14 protein-coding genes and 1 tRNA gene are annotated in these 17382 nt (G+C 67.2%); 4 read left to right on the forward strand and 11 right to left on the reverse strand.

Features of this window, described 5'->3' with window-relative positions:
* Positions 1 to 110: 110 nt before the first annotated feature.
* Entirely contained in the window at positions 111 to 1595 is a 1485-nt protein-coding gene (locus ACXJLH_RS26315; protein ID WP_457447323.1) for a cyanophycinase, read from the reverse strand.
* 167 nt (positions 1596 to 1762) lie between these two features.
* On the opposite strand from ACXJLH_RS26315, the gene ACXJLH_RS26320 reads away from it, so the two are divergent.
* Positions 1763 to 4465, forward strand: a complete 2703-nt coding sequence (locus ACXJLH_RS26320; protein ID WP_457447325.1) for a TonB-dependent receptor — start codon at positions 1763 to 1765, stop codon at positions 4463 to 4465.
* Here ACXJLH_RS26320 and ACXJLH_RS26325 read toward each other — a convergent pair.
* The 3 genes from ACXJLH_RS26325 to ACXJLH_RS26335 are packed head-to-tail and all read right to left on the reverse strand — an operon-like array spanning position 4458 to position 6279.
* A complete protein-coding gene (locus ACXJLH_RS26325) occupies positions 4458 to 4877 on the reverse strand; it encodes an acyl-CoA thioesterase (protein ID WP_457324012.1) in 420 nt (139 codons plus the stop codon). The genes ACXJLH_RS26320 and ACXJLH_RS26325 overlap by 8 nt on opposite strands.
* Positions 4874 to 5497 (reverse strand): YceH family protein, encoded by a 624-nt coding sequence (locus ACXJLH_RS26330; protein ID WP_457447327.1) that lies wholly within the window; start codon positions 5495 to 5497, stop codon positions 4874 to 4876. Before ACXJLH_RS26330 ends, ACXJLH_RS26325 begins: the two co-directional genes overlap by 4 nt.
* On the reverse strand, positions 5497 to 6279 hold the full coding sequence (locus tag ACXJLH_RS26335; protein WP_056197721.1) for an SDR family oxidoreductase: 783 nt from the start codon (positions 6277 to 6279) through the stop codon (positions 5497 to 5499). Before ACXJLH_RS26335 ends, ACXJLH_RS26330 begins: the two co-directional genes overlap by 1 nt.
* A gap of 132 nt (positions 6280 to 6411) precedes the next feature.
* On the opposite strand from ACXJLH_RS26335, the gene ACXJLH_RS26340 reads away from it, so the two are divergent.
* Entirely contained in the window at positions 6412 to 8088 is a 1677-nt protein-coding gene (locus tag ACXJLH_RS26340; RefSeq protein ID WP_457447328.1) for a 4Fe-4S dicluster domain-containing protein, read from the forward strand.
* A gap of 69 nt (positions 8089 to 8157) precedes the next feature.
* Positions 8158 to 8973: a DUF72 domain-containing protein gene (locus ACXJLH_RS26345; RefSeq protein ID WP_457447330.1), complete on the forward strand. Its 816-nt coding sequence runs from the start codon at positions 8158 to 8160 to the stop codon at positions 8971 to 8973.
* On the opposite strand, the gene ACXJLH_RS26350 is transcribed toward ACXJLH_RS26345, so the two are convergent.
* Complete coding sequence (locus ACXJLH_RS26350) at positions 8970 to 9587, reverse strand: FMN-binding negative transcriptional regulator (RefSeq protein ID WP_056197727.1); 618 nt, start codon at positions 9585 to 9587, stop codon at positions 8970 to 8972. The genes ACXJLH_RS26345 and ACXJLH_RS26350 overlap by 4 nt on opposite strands.
* 38 nt (positions 9588 to 9625) lie before the next feature.
* Here ACXJLH_RS26350 and fdhD point away from each other — a divergent pair, with 38 nt between their 5' ends.
* The gene (gene fdhD / locus ACXJLH_RS26355; protein ID WP_457324876.1) at positions 9626 to 10390 is read left to right on the forward strand and encodes a formate dehydrogenase accessory sulfurtransferase FdhD; all 765 of its coding nucleotides are present in this window, start codon (positions 9626 to 9628) and stop codon (positions 10388 to 10390) included.
* On the opposite strand, the gene ACXJLH_RS26360 is transcribed toward fdhD, so the two are convergent.
* The 6 genes from ACXJLH_RS26360 to ACXJLH_RS26385 form a co-directional block, all read right to left on the reverse strand.
* On the reverse strand, positions 10381 to 12459 hold the full coding sequence (locus ACXJLH_RS26360) for a diguanylate cyclase domain-containing protein (protein WP_457447332.1): 2079 nt from the start codon (positions 12457 to 12459) through the stop codon (positions 10381 to 10383). The genes fdhD and ACXJLH_RS26360 overlap by 10 nt on opposite strands.
* Complete coding sequence (locus ACXJLH_RS26365; RefSeq protein ID WP_457447333.1) at positions 12456 to 13454, reverse strand: tripartite tricarboxylate transporter substrate binding protein; 999 nt, start codon at positions 13452 to 13454, stop codon at positions 12456 to 12458. The genes ACXJLH_RS26360 and ACXJLH_RS26365 overlap by 4 nt, the downstream gene beginning before the upstream one ends.
* 164 nt (positions 13455 to 13618) lie before the next feature.
* Positions 13619 to 13712, reverse strand: a tRNA-Ser gene (locus tag ACXJLH_RS26370).
* A 48-nt stretch (positions 13713 to 13760) separates the two neighbouring features.
* Complete coding sequence (locus tag ACXJLH_RS26375) at positions 13761 to 15041, reverse strand: aspartate kinase (protein WP_457325667.1); 1281 nt, start codon at positions 15039 to 15041, stop codon at positions 13761 to 13763.
* A gap of 60 nt (positions 15042 to 15101) precedes the next feature.
* Positions 15102 to 16406 carry a tRNA lysidine(34) synthetase TilS gene (tilS, locus tag ACXJLH_RS26380; RefSeq protein WP_457447335.1) on the reverse strand — a complete coding sequence of 435 codons (1305 nt, stop codon included), beginning with the start codon at positions 16404 to 16406 and terminating at the stop codon, positions 15102 to 15104.
* The gene (locus ACXJLH_RS26385) at positions 16375 to 17346 is read right to left on the reverse strand and encodes an acetyl-CoA carboxylase carboxyltransferase subunit alpha (protein WP_056197740.1); all 972 of its coding nucleotides are present in this window, start codon (positions 17344 to 17346) and stop codon (positions 16375 to 16377) included. Before ACXJLH_RS26385 ends, tilS begins: the two co-directional genes overlap by 32 nt.
* Between the last annotated feature and the right edge of the window lie 36 nt (positions 17347 to 17382).

Raw genomic sequence — 17382 nt, forward strand, 5'->3', positions numbered from 1 at the left:
TGGCGCAGTTCACGAGCCCGACATCTTGGCAGGCTCCCGCGCAATCCGACACCGGGTCAGGCCCGAGGAAAAGCAACGCTTGTGACCAAGCGCTGCAACCGGCTGCCGATTCACTGGCCTGAGGGCGCCGACGCTGCGGGAACGCTCGTGGCGGGCAGGCTGGTCGCAGGCTTGGGCGGCCCCGACCAGCCGCCATACAGCGGCATCGGCAGGCGCACGGGGCTGATGTCGAGGTAGAGGTTGGTGACCGTGAACTGTTCGCCGCCGAATTCCTCGGTGCTCCAACCCAGCGAGTCCGAGCCCTTGTAGAGCCGGAACAGGAAGCCGAGCTCGGCCAGCGGGTCGTTGGTGCGCGGCAGCACGTCGAAGGCCAGGCCCTTGACCTCCTTGCGCACGCTGTCGATGAGGCGTGTCATCGCGTTGGAGATGGTCGAGTCGCCCATCATGTCGAGGTGGAAGACATCGTCGATGTAGCTCGGCTTGAAGTTAGGCGACTCGGCGTCGTGCAACTCGCCGCGCAGCTTGGGCGCCGACGGCGTCGCCGAGCGCGCGCGCAGGTGGTAGCGGTCGCCGTGCTCGAGGTAGGACAGGCGAGCGCCCTGCACGTTGAAAGCGCCCAGCGAGGGATCGCTCTTGGCCTCGGTGAGGTCCACGACCAGACAGCCGCGGTCGCCGATGACCTCGATCTCGTCACCGCGGATGATGGCGGCGGTGTTCTCGTCCACGCCCAGGCCGAGCTTGTAGCCCTTGGCCATCATCAGCGGGATCATGCGGCCGAAGCGGCCGCGCTTGAGGAAATGCTGGTCGACGAACAGATGAGGGCCGACGAAGCCCAGCCCGCGATCGATCTGCTTGCCATCCGAAAAGCGGCCCTTGAGGATGTTGATGTTGCTGGGCGGGTCACGGAACATCACAGTGCTCATGATGGCCGCTCCGGCCGAAGTGCCGGCGATGACGCCGCCCTTGCGGTAGACGTCCCAGATCGCCTCCAGCATGGGCGTGCTCTGGCCACCGGGCTGCAGCACATCGACGATGCGCTCCTGCACGCCGCCCGTGAAGAAAATGCCCTTGGCGGCCTTGACCTTGGCGATCAGGGCCGGGTCGCGCACGACCTTGCTCAGGTCCACCCACAGGAACTTGGGCGCCACCGGCAAGGCCTCGGCCACCGCGCCTCGGCGCTGCAGCAGATCCACGATCTGCTTGGCGCTGGCCTCGGGATCCTCACTGGCAGTGCCAAAAACGACGAAGCGCGCGCCCTTGCCGCCGGCCAGTTGAACGATGCGTTGCCAGACCTCTTCGTTGTCGGCCTTCAGTGCGCCGCCGATGGGCACGGCATAGCCGCGGATGGCGGGCTCGGACTCGGGCAGCGGCTGCAGCGCCCCTGAGGCCTGTGCCGGACCGGCTTGAACGGCCGACGCGGCCTTGGCGGGCGCCGGTGCCGCAGCGCGTGGTGCCGATGCCGAGGCCGGCGCCGACGGACGCAGCAGCCTGAAGCCTTGCGGCGCGCTCGCCGCCGGTGCCGTCGCCGGCGGAGCCGCCTGTACGCCCATGGCTGCCGCCATTGCCGCCACACCGGCCCAGATCCATGCCCTCATGCCCACACCCCTCCTTGGTCAGACCGCGCATGATGACAGAGCGCCGATGACCGTTCGCCCCTAATTCGAACGACGAGGGCGTGGCGCGCACGAGACGAATCGCCGGCTTGGAGCCCGGCAGCTAGCGCCGCCGTGCCTAGACTCGCCCGAACCACGGAGAGCCGCCCATGAAAACCCCCTGCCCTTCCCGCATTGCCGTCACTGCTGCTGCAGCGGCCCTGCTTGCGCTGAGCTGCGCTGCCCAGGCCCAGTCGACGCTGGAGCGCGTCGAGATCACCGGCACGGCGATCAAGCGCATCGAGGGCGAGACAGCGCTGCCGGTGCAGGTCATCACGCGGGGCGAAATCGACAAGGCCGGCGTGACGACGGCCGCCGAGCTGATCGCCCGCATCAGCGCCAGCGCCAACAACCTGACCGACGGCGGCAGCGTGGCCTATGGCGGCTTCCGGGACCAGATGGGCTTCAACGCCGCCAACCTGCGCGGCCTGGGCGTGTCGTCCACCCTCGTGCTGCTGAACGGCCGGCGCGTGGCCAACTTCGCCTCGCCCGGCGACGCGGCCGGCGTGGACCTGAACAGCATCCCGGCCGCCGCCATCCAGCGCGTCGAGATCCTGCTCGACGGCGCCTCGTCGCTGTACGGCTCGGACGCCATCGGCGGCGTCATCAACTTCATCACCCGCAAGGACTTCTCCGGCATCGAAATCAACGCATTGGCCGGCAGCACCACCGAAGGCCACGGCGCGGCCAAGCGCTCGGCGACCGTGGCCGGTGGCTTCGGCGACTTCGGTCGCGACGGCTTCAATGTCTTCGGCGTCATCGACGTGCAGAAGACCAGCAGCCTGAACGCGTCCAAGCGCCAGTTCATCAAGGACCTGGACATCCCCGGCCGGCTGCCAGACCTGCTGTCCAGCGCGAGCTTCCCCGGCAATATCCGGCTGTCCAACTACCAGCGCGACACGCTGATCGGCGAGGGCTACAGCAGCAACGGCAGCACGGTCATCGACTCCAAGACCGTCAACCCGGCCGCCGCCGCGGGCTGCAACCCGCCCGCCAGCCTCTACCTGCCTGACGGCATTGGTGGCGCGGACGGTTGCACCTTTGACTACATGCGCGATATCGAGCTGTATCCGAAGTCGAAGAAAAGCAGCATCTTCGGCCGCGGCATCTTCAACCTCGGTGGCGGCCACCAGGCCTTTGCCGAGGTGTCGCTGGCAAGGGCTCGCACCCTCTACACCGGCACGCCCAACCGCGTGGACGCCGACATGGACGTTTCGCGCGTGCCGGCCTTTGCAGGCAGCGCGCTGAACAGCCTGGACGCCGACGACGAGGAACGCATCATCACCGTGCGCACCCGCCTGTCCGAAGCCGGCCTGCGCACCAGTGAGCTGGTGTCGACCACCCAGCGGGTCGTGGCCGGCATGACCGGCCTGGTGAGCGGCTGGGACTATGAGTGGGCACTGAACCACAGCACCAGCAAGGTCTCCGACCGGGACTTCCAGGGCTACCTGAACGAGCAGATGATCCTGGACGGCTTCGCGAACGGCACGCTGAATGCCTTTGGCCCCTCCAGCGCCGCCGGCCTGGCGCTGTATGAGAAGTCGCAGATCCGCGGCGAGGTGCGCCACGCCACCGGCAACATGGACAGCCTGGACTTCAAGGCCTCCAAGGCGCTGACGAAGCTGGCGGGCGGCGACCTGGCCGTGGCCATCGGCGGCGAGTACCGGCGCGAGAAGCAGAACTACCACCAGTCCGACGCGCTCAAGCAGGACCTCATCCTCGGCGAGACCACGCAAGGCCCCGACTCCGACTTCGGCAAGTCGCGCAAGGTCGGTGCCGTGTTCGGCGAGCTCAGCGCGCCCATCACCAAGCAGCTGGAGCTGTCGGCCGCGCTGCGCTATGAGCACTACCAGGTCAGCGGCGGCGCAGCCAGCCCCAAGCTGGGCCTGAAATACGTGCCGATGCCGGAGCTGCTGCTGCGCGCCTCGATCGGCAGGGGCTTCCGCGCGCCCAGCCTGTCGGACCTGTACCGCCCCGTCACCGAAGGCAATTCGGCCACGCTGGTGGACCCGGTCTGCCTGGCAGCCGACCCCACCAATACGCCCACCGACTGCTCGGACATCTGGGTCACGCGCAACTTCAGCAATGCCAAGCTCAAGCCCGAGAAATCGCGCCAGTTCTCGCTGGGCATCGTCTTCGAGCCCCGGCGCGGCGTCAGCCTGAATGCCGACTACTGGAACATCGAGAAGACCAACCTGATCAGCACACTGGGCGTGGACGTCATCCTGGGCAACCTGGCCAAGTACGGCAGCCTGGTCCACCGCGATGAAGACGACGCCATCGAGGCCGTCGACCTCTTCAAGGAGAACCGCGGCAAGCAGCGCATCTCCGGCCTGGACCTTGGCGTGAACCTGAGCGGCCTGAAGACCGACTTCGGGCAGTTCGGCCTGCGCATCAACGGCACGCTGACGCTGAAGTCGCAGCAGCAGACCGGCGACGGCGACCCCTTCGTCAGCAACCTGGGCGTCTTCATCAACGACGGCGTCGTGCAGCGCTGGCGCCACACGGTCAGCCTGGATTGGGAAACTGGCCCCGTGTCTATGACGTTGTCCAACAGCTATCTGCAGGGCTACAACGACCAGCACATCATCGGCAAGCCCGATCGCAAGGTGTCGGCCTATTCGCTGTGGAACATGTCGGCCGGCTGGGAGGCCAGCAAGTCGACCACCCTGCGCGTCGGCGTGCAGAACATGCTCAACAAGGCGCCGCCGTTCTCGCAGCAGGCCTGGTTCTTCCTGTCCGGCTACGACCCGAGCTACACCGACTCGCGCGGGCGCTACATCTACGCCAGCTTGAAGTACGCCTTCAGGTGACGAGGTTTCTCACCCAGTCCGGCAGGGCAATGGCCTTGTCGGTCTGGGCGTCGAACCACAGCGTCGTCGCGCCGCCCTCGGCGCAGATGACGCCGGGTTCGTCGGCGCGCTCCAGCGTGATCCAGGTCTCGAAGCTGGTGCGGCCCGCGTCGCTGACGTAGTGGCTGGCCAGCACCTCGCCCGGGCATTTAAGCTGGCGATAGAAGTTGCAGAAGGCGTTGACGATGACCGGCCCCTGCCCGCCCGGATTGGGCGCGGCGCCGATCTGCGTCAGCCAGTCCACACGCGCGATCTCCAGGTAGCGGAAATACAGCGTGTTGTTGATGTGGCCCATCGCATCCATGTCGCCCCAGCGCATGGGAATGCGCACCTCATAGGTGAGCTTCTTGTCGACAGGGACGAGATACCTCACGGCGTGATGCCGAGGTCAGCGGCGATGCGGTTGACGAGGCTGCGCAGCGCGGCGACCTCGGCGCGCAGCAAGGCGATCTCTTCATCGCGCGGTTGAGCGAAGGCCGCCGCTTGCTCTACGGACGCGACCGGGCCGCACAGCAAGTGGGCCCAGCGTGCCTCACGGGCACCCGGTGCCCGGGGTAGCTTGACGGCCATCGGCTGCTCGCGCTCAGACAGCTCCTCCAGAAAGCCCTCCACCGACGACACATCGGCAAAGCGGTGCAGCCTCTCGGTGTTCTGGCGCAGTTCGGCCGCCGTCTGCGGGCCGCGCAGCATCAGCTGGGTCAGCAGCGCCATCGCGGCGCCGGGCACGCCCATGCCGCGCGCAAAGTTGTGCTCGTAGCGCACGACGCGGCTGCCGCTGACCGTCGTGACCAGGTGCAAGGCCTTCAGTTCCTCCACGGTGGCCAGCACCCCGGCTTCGCTGACGTCCATGACCGGGTCACGCGCCGTTTTCTGGTTGCAGCCCGAGGTCAATGCATTGGCCGACAGCGGATAGCTGTCCGGTACGGTGCTTTCCTTCTCGACGAGAACGGCAAGGACGCGGGCCTCCAGCGGGGTCAGGTCTCGCTTCAACATCAAACTCCGAAGCCGTCGTCAGCCTGGATCACTGCACCGTTGATGAAATGGCTTTCGGTGGCGCACAACATCAGCAGTGACGTATCCAGATCCTTCGGCTGGCCGACGCGCTTCCTGGGCAGCATGTCGACCAGCTTCTTGCCCTGCTCGGTGCCCCAGTGGTGGTGGTTGATCTCGGTGTCGATATAGCCCGGGCAGATGGCGTTCACGTTGATGCCGTAGCGGCCCCACTCCAGCGCCATCGCTCGCGTCATGTGGATGACCGCGGCCTTGCTCATCGCATAGACGCCAATCTGGCCGAGCACACGCAGGCCGGCCATGGACGCGACGTTGACGATGCGCCCGCCGATGAAGGTGCCTGGCGCCGAGCCGCGCGCGCGGGCCAGCATGCGCTTGCCCACCTCCTGCGCGACGAAAAAGGCGCCGCGCGTGTTGGTGTCCATCACGTAGTCGTAGTCGTTCTCGGTGACGTCGGTGAGGCGCTGCGTCGTGGACACGCCGGAGTTGTTGATCAGGATGTCCAGCGTGCCGACTTCGGTCTCCGCGTGGGCCACCGCGCTCTTGATGCTGGCCACGTCGGTCACGTCCAGCTGCACCACATGGGCGTCACCGCCATTGCCTTCGATTTCGGCGCGCAGGTCCTTCAGCCGCTCGACTCGCCGGCCCGCCAGCACGACGCAGGCACCGGCCTGGGACAGGGTCCTGGCGAATTGCGCGCCCAGGCCGCTGGACGCACCGGTGATCAAGGCCACGCGGCCTTCGAGATTGATGGAGTAACTCATGGGACTGCCTTCCGAGTGGGTTGCGTCCATCCTACCGGTCTAGACCGCCCAACCTAAAAAAGCACGATCGTTCGATTCGCAATCCAGCCTCTCTAGAATCGCGCGCAATTCAAAAGCTGACGGAGAACCTGCATGACGTCCGAAGAGATCCTCGCCCAGTTCGGCCCCCGCGAGTCCATGGAATACGACGTGGTCATCGTCGGTGGCGGCCCGGCCGGCCTGGCTACGGCCATCCGCCTGAAGCAGCTCAAGCCCGATGCCAACATCGTCGTGCTGGAGAAGGGCTCTGAGCCTGGCGCCCACATCCTGTCGGGCGCCGTGATGGACCCGCGTGCGATGGAGGAGCTGTTCCCGAACTGGAAGGAACTCGGCGCGCCGCTGAACCAGGCCGTGTCCGGCGACGACGTGCTGTTTCTGTCCGAGACGGGCAGCCAGCGCACGCCCGACTGGCTCGTGCCTCGCAATTTCCACAACCACGGCTGCTACGTCATCAGCCTGTCCGACGTCGTCAAGTGGATGGCGCAGCAGGCGGAAGGCCTGGGCATCGAGATCTTCCCGGGCTTCGCCGCCGCCGAGGTGCTGTACGACGAACAGGGCCGTGTGAAGGGCGTGGCCACCGGCAATATGGGCCTGGGCAAGGACGGCGAGCCGACCGACCACTTCCAGCTCGGCATGGAACTGCTCGGCAAGTACACGGTGTTTGCCGAAGGCGCGCGCGGCCATCTGGGCAAGCAACTGCTTGAGAAGTTCAAGTTGACCGAAGGCAAGGACACGCAGACCTACGCCATCGGCGTGAAGGAGCTGTGGGAGGTTCCGGCGGACAAGGCCCAACCCGGCAAGGTCGTGCACACGGCCGGCTGGCCGATGGAGGGCGACACCTTCGGCGGCGGCTTCCTCTACCACCTGGAAAACAACAAGGTCACGCTGGGCTTCGTCATCGGCCTGGACTACGACAACCCCTTCATGAGCCCGTTTGAAGAGATGCAGCGCTGGAAGGCCCATCCGGCCATCCGCGCCCACATCGAAGGCGGCAAGCGCATCGGCTACGGCGCCCGCGCCATCAACAACGGCACGCCGCAGGCCCTGCCCAAGACGGTGTTCCCGGGCGGCTGCCTGATTGGCTGCGATGCCGGCTACCTGAATGCCGCGCGCATCAAGGGCAGCCACGCAGCCATCAAGAGCGGCATGCTGGCCGCCGAGGCGTTGGCACCCGCGCTGGACGCCGGCCGCGCCCAGGACGAGCTGACGGCCTACCCCGAAGCCTTCGAGAAGAGCTGGCTGAACGAGGAACTGCAGCAGACGCGCAACTTCAAGCTCTGGTTCAAGAAGGGCAAGACGACCGGCCAGCTGATGACGGGCATCGAGCAGTGGCTGCTGCCCAAGCTCGGCATCAACAACCCACCTTGGACGCTGCACAACCACAAGGGCGATCACCAGTCGCTGCGCCCGGCCGCCGAATGCAAGCCCATCAGCTACCCCAAGCCCGATGGCAAGCTGACCTTCGACCGCCTCTCATCGGTGTTCATCTCCAACACCAACCACGAGGAAAACCAGCCCGCCCACCTGACGCTGAAGAACAACTCGGTACCAGTGCAGGTCAACCTCGCCAAATACGCCGGCCCCGAAAGCCGCTACTGCCCGGCGGGCGTCTACGAGTTCGTGCCCAACGAGGGCGGCAGCGGCGAGCGGCTGCAGATCAACGCGCAGAACTGCGTGCACTGCAAGACCTGCGACATCAAGGACCCGACGCAGAACATCGTCTGGGTCACGCCCGAGGGCGGCGGCGGGCCGAACTACGCGGGCATGTAAGCCCTCTTGCAATGCAAGCACCCTGGCCGATAGACTGTTTTTTCATACAGCCATCAGCCAGGAGTCGGCGTGAGCAACGGAACCATCAGGGTCGGTATCGGCGGCTGGAACTTCGAGCCCTGGCGCGACAACTTCTATCCCAAGGGCTGGCCGCAGGCCCGTGAGCTGGAATATGCGAGCCAACGCCTGACGGCCATCGAGATCAACAGCACCTACTACGGCGCGCAGAAGCCCGCCACCTTCGCCAAGTGGCGCGATACGGCACCCGCCGGCTTCATGTTCTCGCTCAAGGCCATCCGCTTCGCGACCCAGCGCCGCGTGCTGGCCGACGGGGCAGACTCCATCAAGCGCTTCGTCGACAGCGGCATCGCCGAGCTCGGCGACAAGCTCGGACCCATCGTCTGGCAGTTGGCGCCGACGCACCGCTTCGACGCTGGCGATCTGACGGCCTTCCTGGAACTGCTGCCTGCTCAAGTCGATGGCCTGAAGCTGCGCCATGCACTGGACGTGCGCCATGCCAGCTTCCAGTGCCCCGAATACCTCGCGCTGGCCCGCCAGTACAAGGCCGCGACGGTGTTCACCGAGTCCGACGACTACCCGCCGATTGCCGAGCCGACGGGCGACTTCGTCTACACGCGCATCATGCGCACGCACTCGGAAGAGGCGCTGGGCTGCAAGCCCGAGGTCTTCCCGCAACTGGCTGGGTCGGCGCGCATCTGGAGCGAGGGCGGCGAGCCCGAGGGCGTGCCGCGCATCGAACCCGCACCCACGGCGAGCACGGCGCCGCGCGATGTCTTCGTCTACTTCATCAGCGGTGCCAAGGAGCGGGCGCCGCATGCCGCGATGGCGCTGCGCCGGGCGCTGGGCGAAGAGGTCCCTGTCTAAGCCTCCAATCGCGTCATCCATTCAGCCGTAGCGCGTTCTTCGGCCCGCTCGGAGGCCGCGAGCGCCTCGCGAATGCGCTGGCGTTCCACCGCCGCGCGGTTCTGGCTCATCTTGAGCTTGAGTTCCCAGCGCGTCACGCGGATGCGAAAGCCGACGATGGCACCCAGCAGCTTGCGCTGGTAGTCCTCGTTGAGGCCACGCCACTGCTCGGCGTACTCGGGCTCGAAGCGGCCGATAAGCCGCTTCAGCAGCCCATCCTTGTCGACCTGGCCGTCGATCAACTCGATGTCGCCATAGGCATGCAGTGCCGCATAGTTCCAGGTCGGCACGTTCTGCACCGCGTCATAGTGGCTCGGGCTGATGTAGGCGCTCGGGCCGCTGAAGACGGCCAGCAGGCTCTTCTGCTGTGACAGCCAACCCCAGTGCGGATTGGCGCGTGCCATATGGCCTTCCAGCACAAGGCCGTCCTGCTGCGGCACGACGACCAGCGGCAGATGGCTGCCGAAGCTCTCGCCCTGCGCATCCGGCCCGATCAGCAAGGCCAGCGGATGCTCGGCGATCAGGCGCAATGCATGGTCGAGGTCGGCAGACTTGAAATGGGCGGGCAGGTACACGGTGGCTCCAGCAAAACGAGGCTTCTATCATCGCCGCCATGCAAACCGAGGCCGCGCTGCGGACATTGAAACCCCTGAATACGGCGACTGACGAAGAGGTCGCCGCCGAGGTGCCCGTGGCGCTGACGGTCAACGACATCTCGCAGGCCGTCATGCTGGCCACGCCGGCCGATCTGGAGGACTTCGCCCTCGGCTTCGGCCTCGCGGAAGGTTGGTTCACGTCGCGGCGCGAACTGCTGGACGTCGAGATCGAGACCCGGCCCGAAGGCATCGAACTGGCCCTGACGGTGACCGCCGCCTGCGAGCAGCGCCTGAAGGTGCGCCGGCGCACCCTGGCAGGCCGCACCGGCTGCGGCCTGTGCGGCGTCGAAAGCCTGGCCCTGCTTGGCGCGCTGCAACCCGCCGCCGTCAGCGCGCCAACGCTGGCCCCGCAGGCGCTGGACCGGGCCCTGGCCGCCCTGCCCGCCGCGCAGGTGCTGAATGCGCGCTGCGGTGGCCTGCATGGCGCGGCGTGGTGCCTGCCCAGCGGTGAACTGCTGCTGGTGCGCGAGGATATCGGCCGCCATAACGCACTCGACAAGCTGACCGGCGCCCTCGCCCGTCGCGATACCGATCCGCGTGAAGGCTTCGTGCTGATGTCCAGCCGGGCCAGCTTCGAGCTCGTGCACAAGACGGCGATGGCCGGCGTCGGCCTGCTGGCCTGCATGTCGGCTCCCAGCAGCCTGGCCATCGCGACGGCGCGCGGCCTGGGGCTGGAGCTCTGGGCCTTCGTGCGCGAGGGCCGCGCGACGCGCTACGCCTGACGGTCGCTCAGCGCCATCGGCTCTGACGTTCGGGTTTCGCCTTCGCCGGCCAGGAAGCAGCGAATGACGATCTGATCGCGGCCGCAGCGCTTGGCTTCGTACAAGGCGTCGTCGGCCGCGGCGTACATGGCCTCCGGCGTCAGGTTGGAGCTCGGCGCGGCCCACCAGGCCAGGCCGAAGCTGGCGGTCACAACGCGCTGAGGGCTGCCCTCGTGAGGCAGAGCCAGGGCGTGCAGGGCAGCGCTGAGCTGGCTGACGAAATGCTCGGCCGTCTCGGCCGACGTGGCCGAGAAGATCACGCCGAACTCCTCGCCGCCCAGGCGGAACAGCGCATCGGTCGAGCGCTTGAGGGAGTCCTTGAGCGTCTGCGCCAGGGCCTTGAGGACGGCATCGCCGGCCTGGTGGCCGTAGCGGTCGTTGTAGGCCTTGAAATGATCCACGTCGAGCATGCACAAGGCCACGGCCTGGCCGCGCTGGGCGCCGGCCAGGGCGGCCAGGCAGACATCATTGAAATGACGCCGGTTGAAGGCGCCGGTCAGGGCGTCGACGATGGCCAGGTCGCGCAACTGGCGGTTTGCCGCCTCCAGGGCGCGGGCATCGTCATACAGCCGCTGCTCGTCAGCCTTGCGGCGGGAGATGTCCATGTGCGTGCCGGCCAATCGCAGCGGGCGCCCCTGGGCGTCACGCTCGAAGACGCTGCCGTTGCTCTGCACCCAGACCCAGTGGCCATCGGCATGGCGCATGCGGAACTCGGCGGTGTAGCGCTCGTCCGCACCGCTGAAATGGCGCTTCATCGCCAGGTTGGACTCGATGAGGTCGCCGGGATGGCAGAGTCTTTCCCAGGTCGTGCTCGTCACAGGTTCGAGTTCGGCGCGGCTGCGGCCCAGCATCCGGGCCCAACGCTCGTTGATGTCGAGCCGGCCGGTGTCGATATGCCAGTCCCAGGTGCCGGCCGCCGTGCCGTCCAGCACGTTGGCCATGCGCTGGCGATCCTCGGCCAGGTCCGCCTCCGTCCGCTCCAGGTGGCGCCTGACGGCGAGGCTGCGCGCCACCGCCAACGCGACGAGCAGCGTTGCCAGGCTGCCTGCGGCCAGGACCAGTAGCGGTGTCCTGTCACCTTCCCCAGCCAGCACGCCGGGCCGGGGCCTGAGCACCAGTTGCCAGGGGCGCCCGCCCACGTCGATGCTCAGCGCCGTGTCGCGCTCGTCGGACTGGAAGGGTTCACCGCCGGCCGATGAATAGATGAGCCGGTGCTTCTCCTCCTGGTCGAAGACGAAGACATCCAGGCCATTGGCGTCGGCCCGCAGCGCCGCCTCGGCCATCAGCGTCGGGAGCTCGATGACGCCGGCCAGGAAGCCCGTCAGCTCGCGGCGACGCGCCTCGACGCCCGCCGGCTGCGTGATCCGGTAGACCGGCGCGGACACCGCGAAGCCGCTGATGGCGGCCGCCTGCTGGCCAAGCCGGATCAACGGAAATGTCTCGGACGCGATGGGCACGCCGGCATCGCGGGCGAGCAGCTTGGAGCGCATGCGGCGCGGGTCGAAGGCCATGTCCACACCAACGGCGGAGCCGTTCTCGGGCCAGGAATAGCGCACCGGCACATGCATGTCGCGCTCGCGCGCGGCGATGAGCCCATCGCCCTGGTATTGCGGCGCCGGCTCGACGACGCGATAGCCCGGTTGCTCCAGATTCGCCTGCCTCTCGAACTCAGCCAGCTGCGCATGCGGCACGACGGGCTGCCACTCCAGCAGGGTCAGGGCCGAGGAATCGGTGACCAGGCCGGCGCCATAGCGTGCGAATTGAGCGCGCGTCAGCCCTGGTTGGGCCGACAACATCCGGCTGGCCGCCTGCAGCGTCTCCACCACCTTCACCAATTGCAGGTCAAAAGCGCTGACGACGCTCTGCCCCATGGCGTTCAACAGCTCGCGCTGCTGGCCCTCAGCCTTCAGCGCCAGCGAGCGATAGGCGCCCACGCTGCCTGCCAGGCCCACCACCAAGATGAGCACGACCAGCGCCGCGTCTACGACCCAGGGCCAGAGCCGACGGTGCGAGGGGCTGTCCGGGCTCATTGCCGGGCCTCCAGCGTCGTCACGAGGCGCTCGTAGAACTGCCCCTGCTGGCGCAAGTACTGCGTCGGGTCCTTGACTGCGTGGATGCGGGCCGACGCGCTCAGCGCTTCGGTGCCGGCCTGCCACTCGGGCTCAGCAGCGACCTTGTCGAGCAGTGCGCGCCAGCGCAGAACGGCCTCGGCCGGCATGCCCGCCGGCCCGAGCAGCGCCGACCAGCCCTGCAACTGCTGCATATCGCGCAGGCCGAGCTCGGCGGCGTTCTGCAGTTGCGGCAGCGACCTCAGCCGCCCGTGGGCCGTCGTCATCAATCCACGCAGGGCGCCCGACTGCACGGCCGGCATGATGCTGCGCGCGGTGTTGCAGCTGAAATCCACCTCGCCGTTGAGCAGGGCCTGGGTGGCCAGTGAGTCCTGGCCGAAATGCACCGGCTTGGCCGCGTCGCCCGGCAGGCCGTTCAATGCCAACAGATAGCGCACGGCCAGGTTTTGCAGGGTGCCGGCACCGCCCGTGCTGTAGCGCAGCTGCCCTGGCGTCGTGGCGATGGCTGCCAGCAACTCGCGCATGGACACAATGGGCGTGCCGCTGCGAACGGCGCAGATGAGCGGCGCCTGGTCGAGCACGGCCAACACCGTGAAGTCACTCAATGGCGCGGCCGTGCGTGGCGACAGCGCCGGCAGGATGGCAATGCTGCCCACCCGGGCCAGCAACAGCGTCAGGCCATCGGGCGCGGCTTGCCTGACAGCTCGCCCTGCTGCGGCGCCCGATTCAGCCGTCAGATGGACGATCTCGAAGCCCACGCCGCCAACGCGTGTCGCGCTCTGGACGAAATTGCGCGCCGAGCCGTCGGCCTCACCGCCGGCCATGAAGGGCACGAAAAGCCGGACGGTGGTCGGCGACACCGGCAGAGCATGAGTGATGGGCTGCACGGCGCGCGCGGCCGCAGCGGCCAGCAGCGCCCCGGCAAGCACCAGCAGGGTAGCGAAGCCCTGCCTCACCCGATTTATTGTCTTGACCGCCACGTGGCGATCATAAATAACCGAATAAACGGGAGATTTGGCAAATTTGGACTTGAAACGATCAATTCGTGACGAATCGCCCAAAAGCGCCTGTTGAACGCCGAAAAGACAAAGCCCGTCACGAGGACGGGCTTTGATGTGTTTGGAGGAGACGGAGGGATTCGAACCCTCGATTCGCGTTTTAGCGCAAATACTCCCTTAGCAGGGGAGCACCTTCGGCCACTCGGTCACGTCTCCAGCACAGCCCCGCATTCTATACCAGTGCGGAGCAATCTCAGACAGAAATCAGGCCGCGGTAGCGGCTTCCTGATCGAGGTCGAAGGCCTTGTGCAATGCGCGCACGGCCAGCTCCATGTACTTCTCGTCGATGACGACGCTGGTCTTGATCTCGCTGGTCGAGATCATCTGGATGTTGATGCCCTCTTCCGACAGCGCGCGGAACATCTTGCTGGCCACGCCGACATGCGAGCGCATGCCGATACCAACGATGGAGACCTTGCAGATCTTGGGGTCGCCGACGACCTTGCTGGCGTTGGTGGCCGGGCCGACCGTGTTCTGCAGCAGCTCCATCGTGCGCGCGTAGTCGTTGCGGTGCACGGTGAAGGAGAAGTCGGTCTTGCCGTCGTGGGAGACGTTCTGGATGATGACGTCGATGTCGATGTTGGCCTCGGCCACGGGTCCCAGGATCTGGAAGGCGATGCCGGGCTTGTCGGGCACGCCGAGCAGCGTCACCTTGGCCTCGTCACGGTTGAAGGCAATACCCGAAACGACGGCTTGTTCCATGTTCTCGTCCTCTTGTTCGAAAGTGATCAGCGTGCCGGAGGCGGCCTCTTCAGTGATGTCGATGTCCCAGGGTGTGAAGCTGGACAGCACGCGCAGCGGCACGCGGTACTTGCCCGCGAACTCCACGGAGCGGATCTGCAGGATCTTGGAGCCGAGCGAGGCCATCTCCAGCATTTCCTCGAACGTGATGGTGCTCAGGCGCCGCGCCTCGGGCACCACGCGCGGGTCGGTCGTGTAGACGCCGTCCACGTCGGTGTAGATCAGACATTCGGCAGCCTTCATCGCCGCAGCAATCGCCACGGCCGACGTGTCGGAACCCCCGCGGCCCAGCGTCGTGATGTGGCCTTCCGGGTCGATGCCCTGGAAGCCGGTGATGACAACCACCTTGCCAGCGGCCAGGTCAGCACGCACGCGGACATCGTCGATGCTCTCGATGCGGGCCTTGGTGAAGGACGAGTCGGTGGCCACCGGCACCTGCCAGCCGGCATAGCTGACCGCTTCCAGCCCTTCGGCCTGCAGCGCAATGGCCAGCAGGCCGACGGAGACCTGCTCGCCGGTGGCGGCGATGGCGTCCATCTCGCGCATCACGGCTGGCGTCATGCTGGCCGGTGACAGCTCCTTGGCCAGGCCGAGCAGGCGGTTGGTTTCACCGCTCATCGCCGAGGGCACGACCACCAGTTGGTGGCCGGCGCGCACCCATTTGGCGACGCGCTTGGCCACGTTGCGGATGCGATCGGTGGACCCCATCGAGGTGCCGCCGTACTTGTGGACGATCAGAGCCATGTGTTTGAGCGAAGGCTGGAAGAGTGAGCTGCCGGGACGGATGCTCGCAAACCCCCGATTTTAAGCGGCAGTCCCACCTTCGCCTTCGCTCTGCGGCAAGGCTGCGTCCTCCAGCCAGCGCAAGGACAGCTTCGGCTCATCTTGATCGGCGAAGGCACGGGCGTCCATGCCAAGCCCGGCGACGGCAATGAGGCGCTGCTGCGCGTCAAAAAGCAGAGGCCCGCCGCGCCGCCACGGCGGCAGGCCGGCTTCCTGGCAGGCCTTCTTGAGGGCACGCTGCACAGAGACCGGGGCCCGTTGGAATTGCTCACCGCCGGCGCGAGCGCGCTGGGTCAGTTGGGCGAGTCGCGCCACCGCGATGCCGGGCGAGGCCGGCTCGACGAGCCATGCGCCCTGCCAGGCCGGCTGAGGATGCAGGCCGGGGCGACTCAGGTTCAGCATCGACGCAGGCGGCGGGGCGGCCGATTCGGCGGCCCAGTAGAGGCCGTCGCGATAGGCGTGCACGGCACCACCGGGCGCGGGCCAGGACAGCGTGGCGCCCGAATGCCATTCAGACCGCAGGCGCTCGACCAGGCTGGCCGGCACGCTCGCGTACCGCGACAGCCAGGCGCGTAGCGCGTTGCTTGCGCGGGCGGGCGACAGGCGGAACACGGCGGCCAGATCCAGCCGCTCGGCGGTCGCGAGCTCCGCAAGGTCGGATGCCGCGACTTCCGCAGCCAGTTCCTCAGCCTGCTGCGCCCAGCGCGCCGACTGGGCCAGGCCCGCCTCGGCCGCCGCAAAGGCCGGCCACAGCGTCTGGCGCAGTCGGTTGCGGGCATGGCGCGCATCGGCATTGCTCGGATCTTCTATCCAGCTGAGCCCATGCTGCTCGGCGTAAGCGCGGATGAGGTCGCGCGGCTGATCAAGCCAGGGCCGTGCCCAGCAGACGCCGTCGCGCCATTGCGCCCTGGGCATGCCAGCAAGGCCCGCCGTGCCGGCGCCGCGCAAAGCCTGCAGCACGAAGGTCTCGGCCTGGTCCTGTCGGTGATGGGCCAGCAGCAGCAGGTCGGCCCCCGCCGCAACAGCCATGTCGTGCAGGGCGCGATGCCGGCCCGCATGAGCCCAGGCCTCCACGCTGTCGCCGCGCGCCGGCGATCCGCTCAGCCACGTGCAGACATAGGCCGCTCCGAACTCATGCGCCACGCGCTCGCAATGCGCGACCCAGTCGTCGGCCTGCGGCTGCAGGCCGTGGTGGACATGAAGGGCAACGACCCTGCTGCCTTGCGCCGCGCGAGCGGTCGCATGCAACAGGGCCGTGGAATCCAGGCCGCCGCTGAAGGCGACGGCGACCGCATCACCTGTTCTTGGTGTCGCCGAATCGGCCATAGGCCTGCAGGCGCTCGTAGCGGCGGTCCACCAGTTCACGAGTCTTGAGGTCGCTGACCTGGCGCAGTGCGTCGCTCAGCGCGCGCTTCAGGTTGGACGCCATCTGCTTGGCGTCGCGGTGCGCGCCACCCACCGGCTCGCTGACGATCTTGTCGATCAGGCCGAGCGCTTTCAGGCGGTGAGCCGTGATGCCCAGGGCCTCGGCCGCCTCGGAGGCGCGTTCGCTGCTCTTCCACAGGATGGACGCGCAGCCCTCCGGCGAGATGACGGAATAGGCCGCGAACTGCAGCATCAGCACCTGGTCGGCCACGCCGATGGCCAGCGCACCACCCGAGCCGCCCTCGCCGATGACGGTGGCGATGATGGGCACTTCGAGCTGCGCCATCTCGAGGATGTTGCGGCCGATGGCCTCGCTCTGGCTGCGCTCCTCGGCACCGATGCCAGGATAGGCGCCCATGGTGTCGATGAAGGTGAAGACCGGTAGGCCGAACTTCTCGGCCAGCTTCAGCAGGCGCAGCGCCTTGCGGTAGCCCTCGGGGCGCGGCATGCCGAAGTTGCGCAGCGTGCGCTCCTTGGCGTCGCTGCCGCGCTGGTGGCCGATGACCATGCAGGCCTGGCCGTTGAAGCGCGCGATGCCGCCCACGATGGCTGCGTCGTCGGCGAAGTGACGGTCACCGTGCAGTTCCTGGAACTCGGTGAAAACTTCCGAGCAGTAGTCCAGCGTCTGCGGGCGCTGCGGGTGGCGGGCGATCTGGTAGACCTGCCAGGGCAGGACGTTGGCGTAGACCTCCTTGGTCAGCTGCTGGCTTTTCTTGGAGAGGCGATCGATCTCCTCGGAGATGTCGACCGCAGACTCGCTCTGCACATAGCGCAGTTCTTCGATCTTGGTCTCGAGCTCGGCGATGGGCTGCTCGAATTCCAGAAAATGTTTTTTGCTCAATGGATCCCCTCGTCCGGTGAGTACGCCGGCTGATCC

This window comes from Roseateles sp. P5_E4, from assembly GCF_054049255.1.

Excerpts from the sequence above, each read along its gene's own strand:
- ACXJLH_RS26315 (WP_457447323.1), bottom strand. The coding sequence starts at position 1,595 with ATGAGGGCATGGATCTGGGCCGGTGTGGCGGCAATGGCGGCAGCCATG.
- ACXJLH_RS26320 (WP_457447325.1), top strand. The coding sequence starts at position 1,763 with ATGAAAACCCCCTGCCCTTCCCGCATTGCCGTCACTGCTGCTGCAGCG.
- ACXJLH_RS26330 (WP_457447327.1), bottom strand. The coding sequence starts at position 5,497 with ATGTTGAAGCGAGACCTGACCCCGCTGGAGGCCCGCGTCCTTGCCGTT.
- ACXJLH_RS26335 (WP_056197721.1), bottom strand. The coding sequence starts at position 6,279 with ATGAGTTACTCCATCAATCTCGAAGGCCGCGTGGCCTTGATCACCGGT.
- ACXJLH_RS26340 (WP_457447328.1), top strand. The coding sequence starts at position 6,412 with ATGACGTCCGAAGAGATCCTCGCCCAGTTCGGCCCCCGCGAGTCCATG.
- fdhD (WP_457324876.1), top strand. The coding sequence starts at position 9,626 with ATGCAAACCGAGGCCGCGCTGCGGACATTGAAACCCCTGAATACGGCG.
- ACXJLH_RS26360 (WP_457447332.1), bottom strand. The coding sequence starts at position 12,459 with ATGAGCCCGGACAGCCCCTCGCACCGTCGGCTCTGGCCCTGGGTCGTA.
- ACXJLH_RS26375 (WP_457325667.1), bottom strand. The coding sequence starts at position 15,041 with ATGGCTCTGATCGTCCACAAGTACGGCGGCACCTCGATGGGGTCCACC.
- tilS (WP_457447335.1), bottom strand. The coding sequence starts at position 16,406 with ATGGCCGATTCGGCGACACCAAGAACAGGTGATGCGGTCGCCGTCGCC.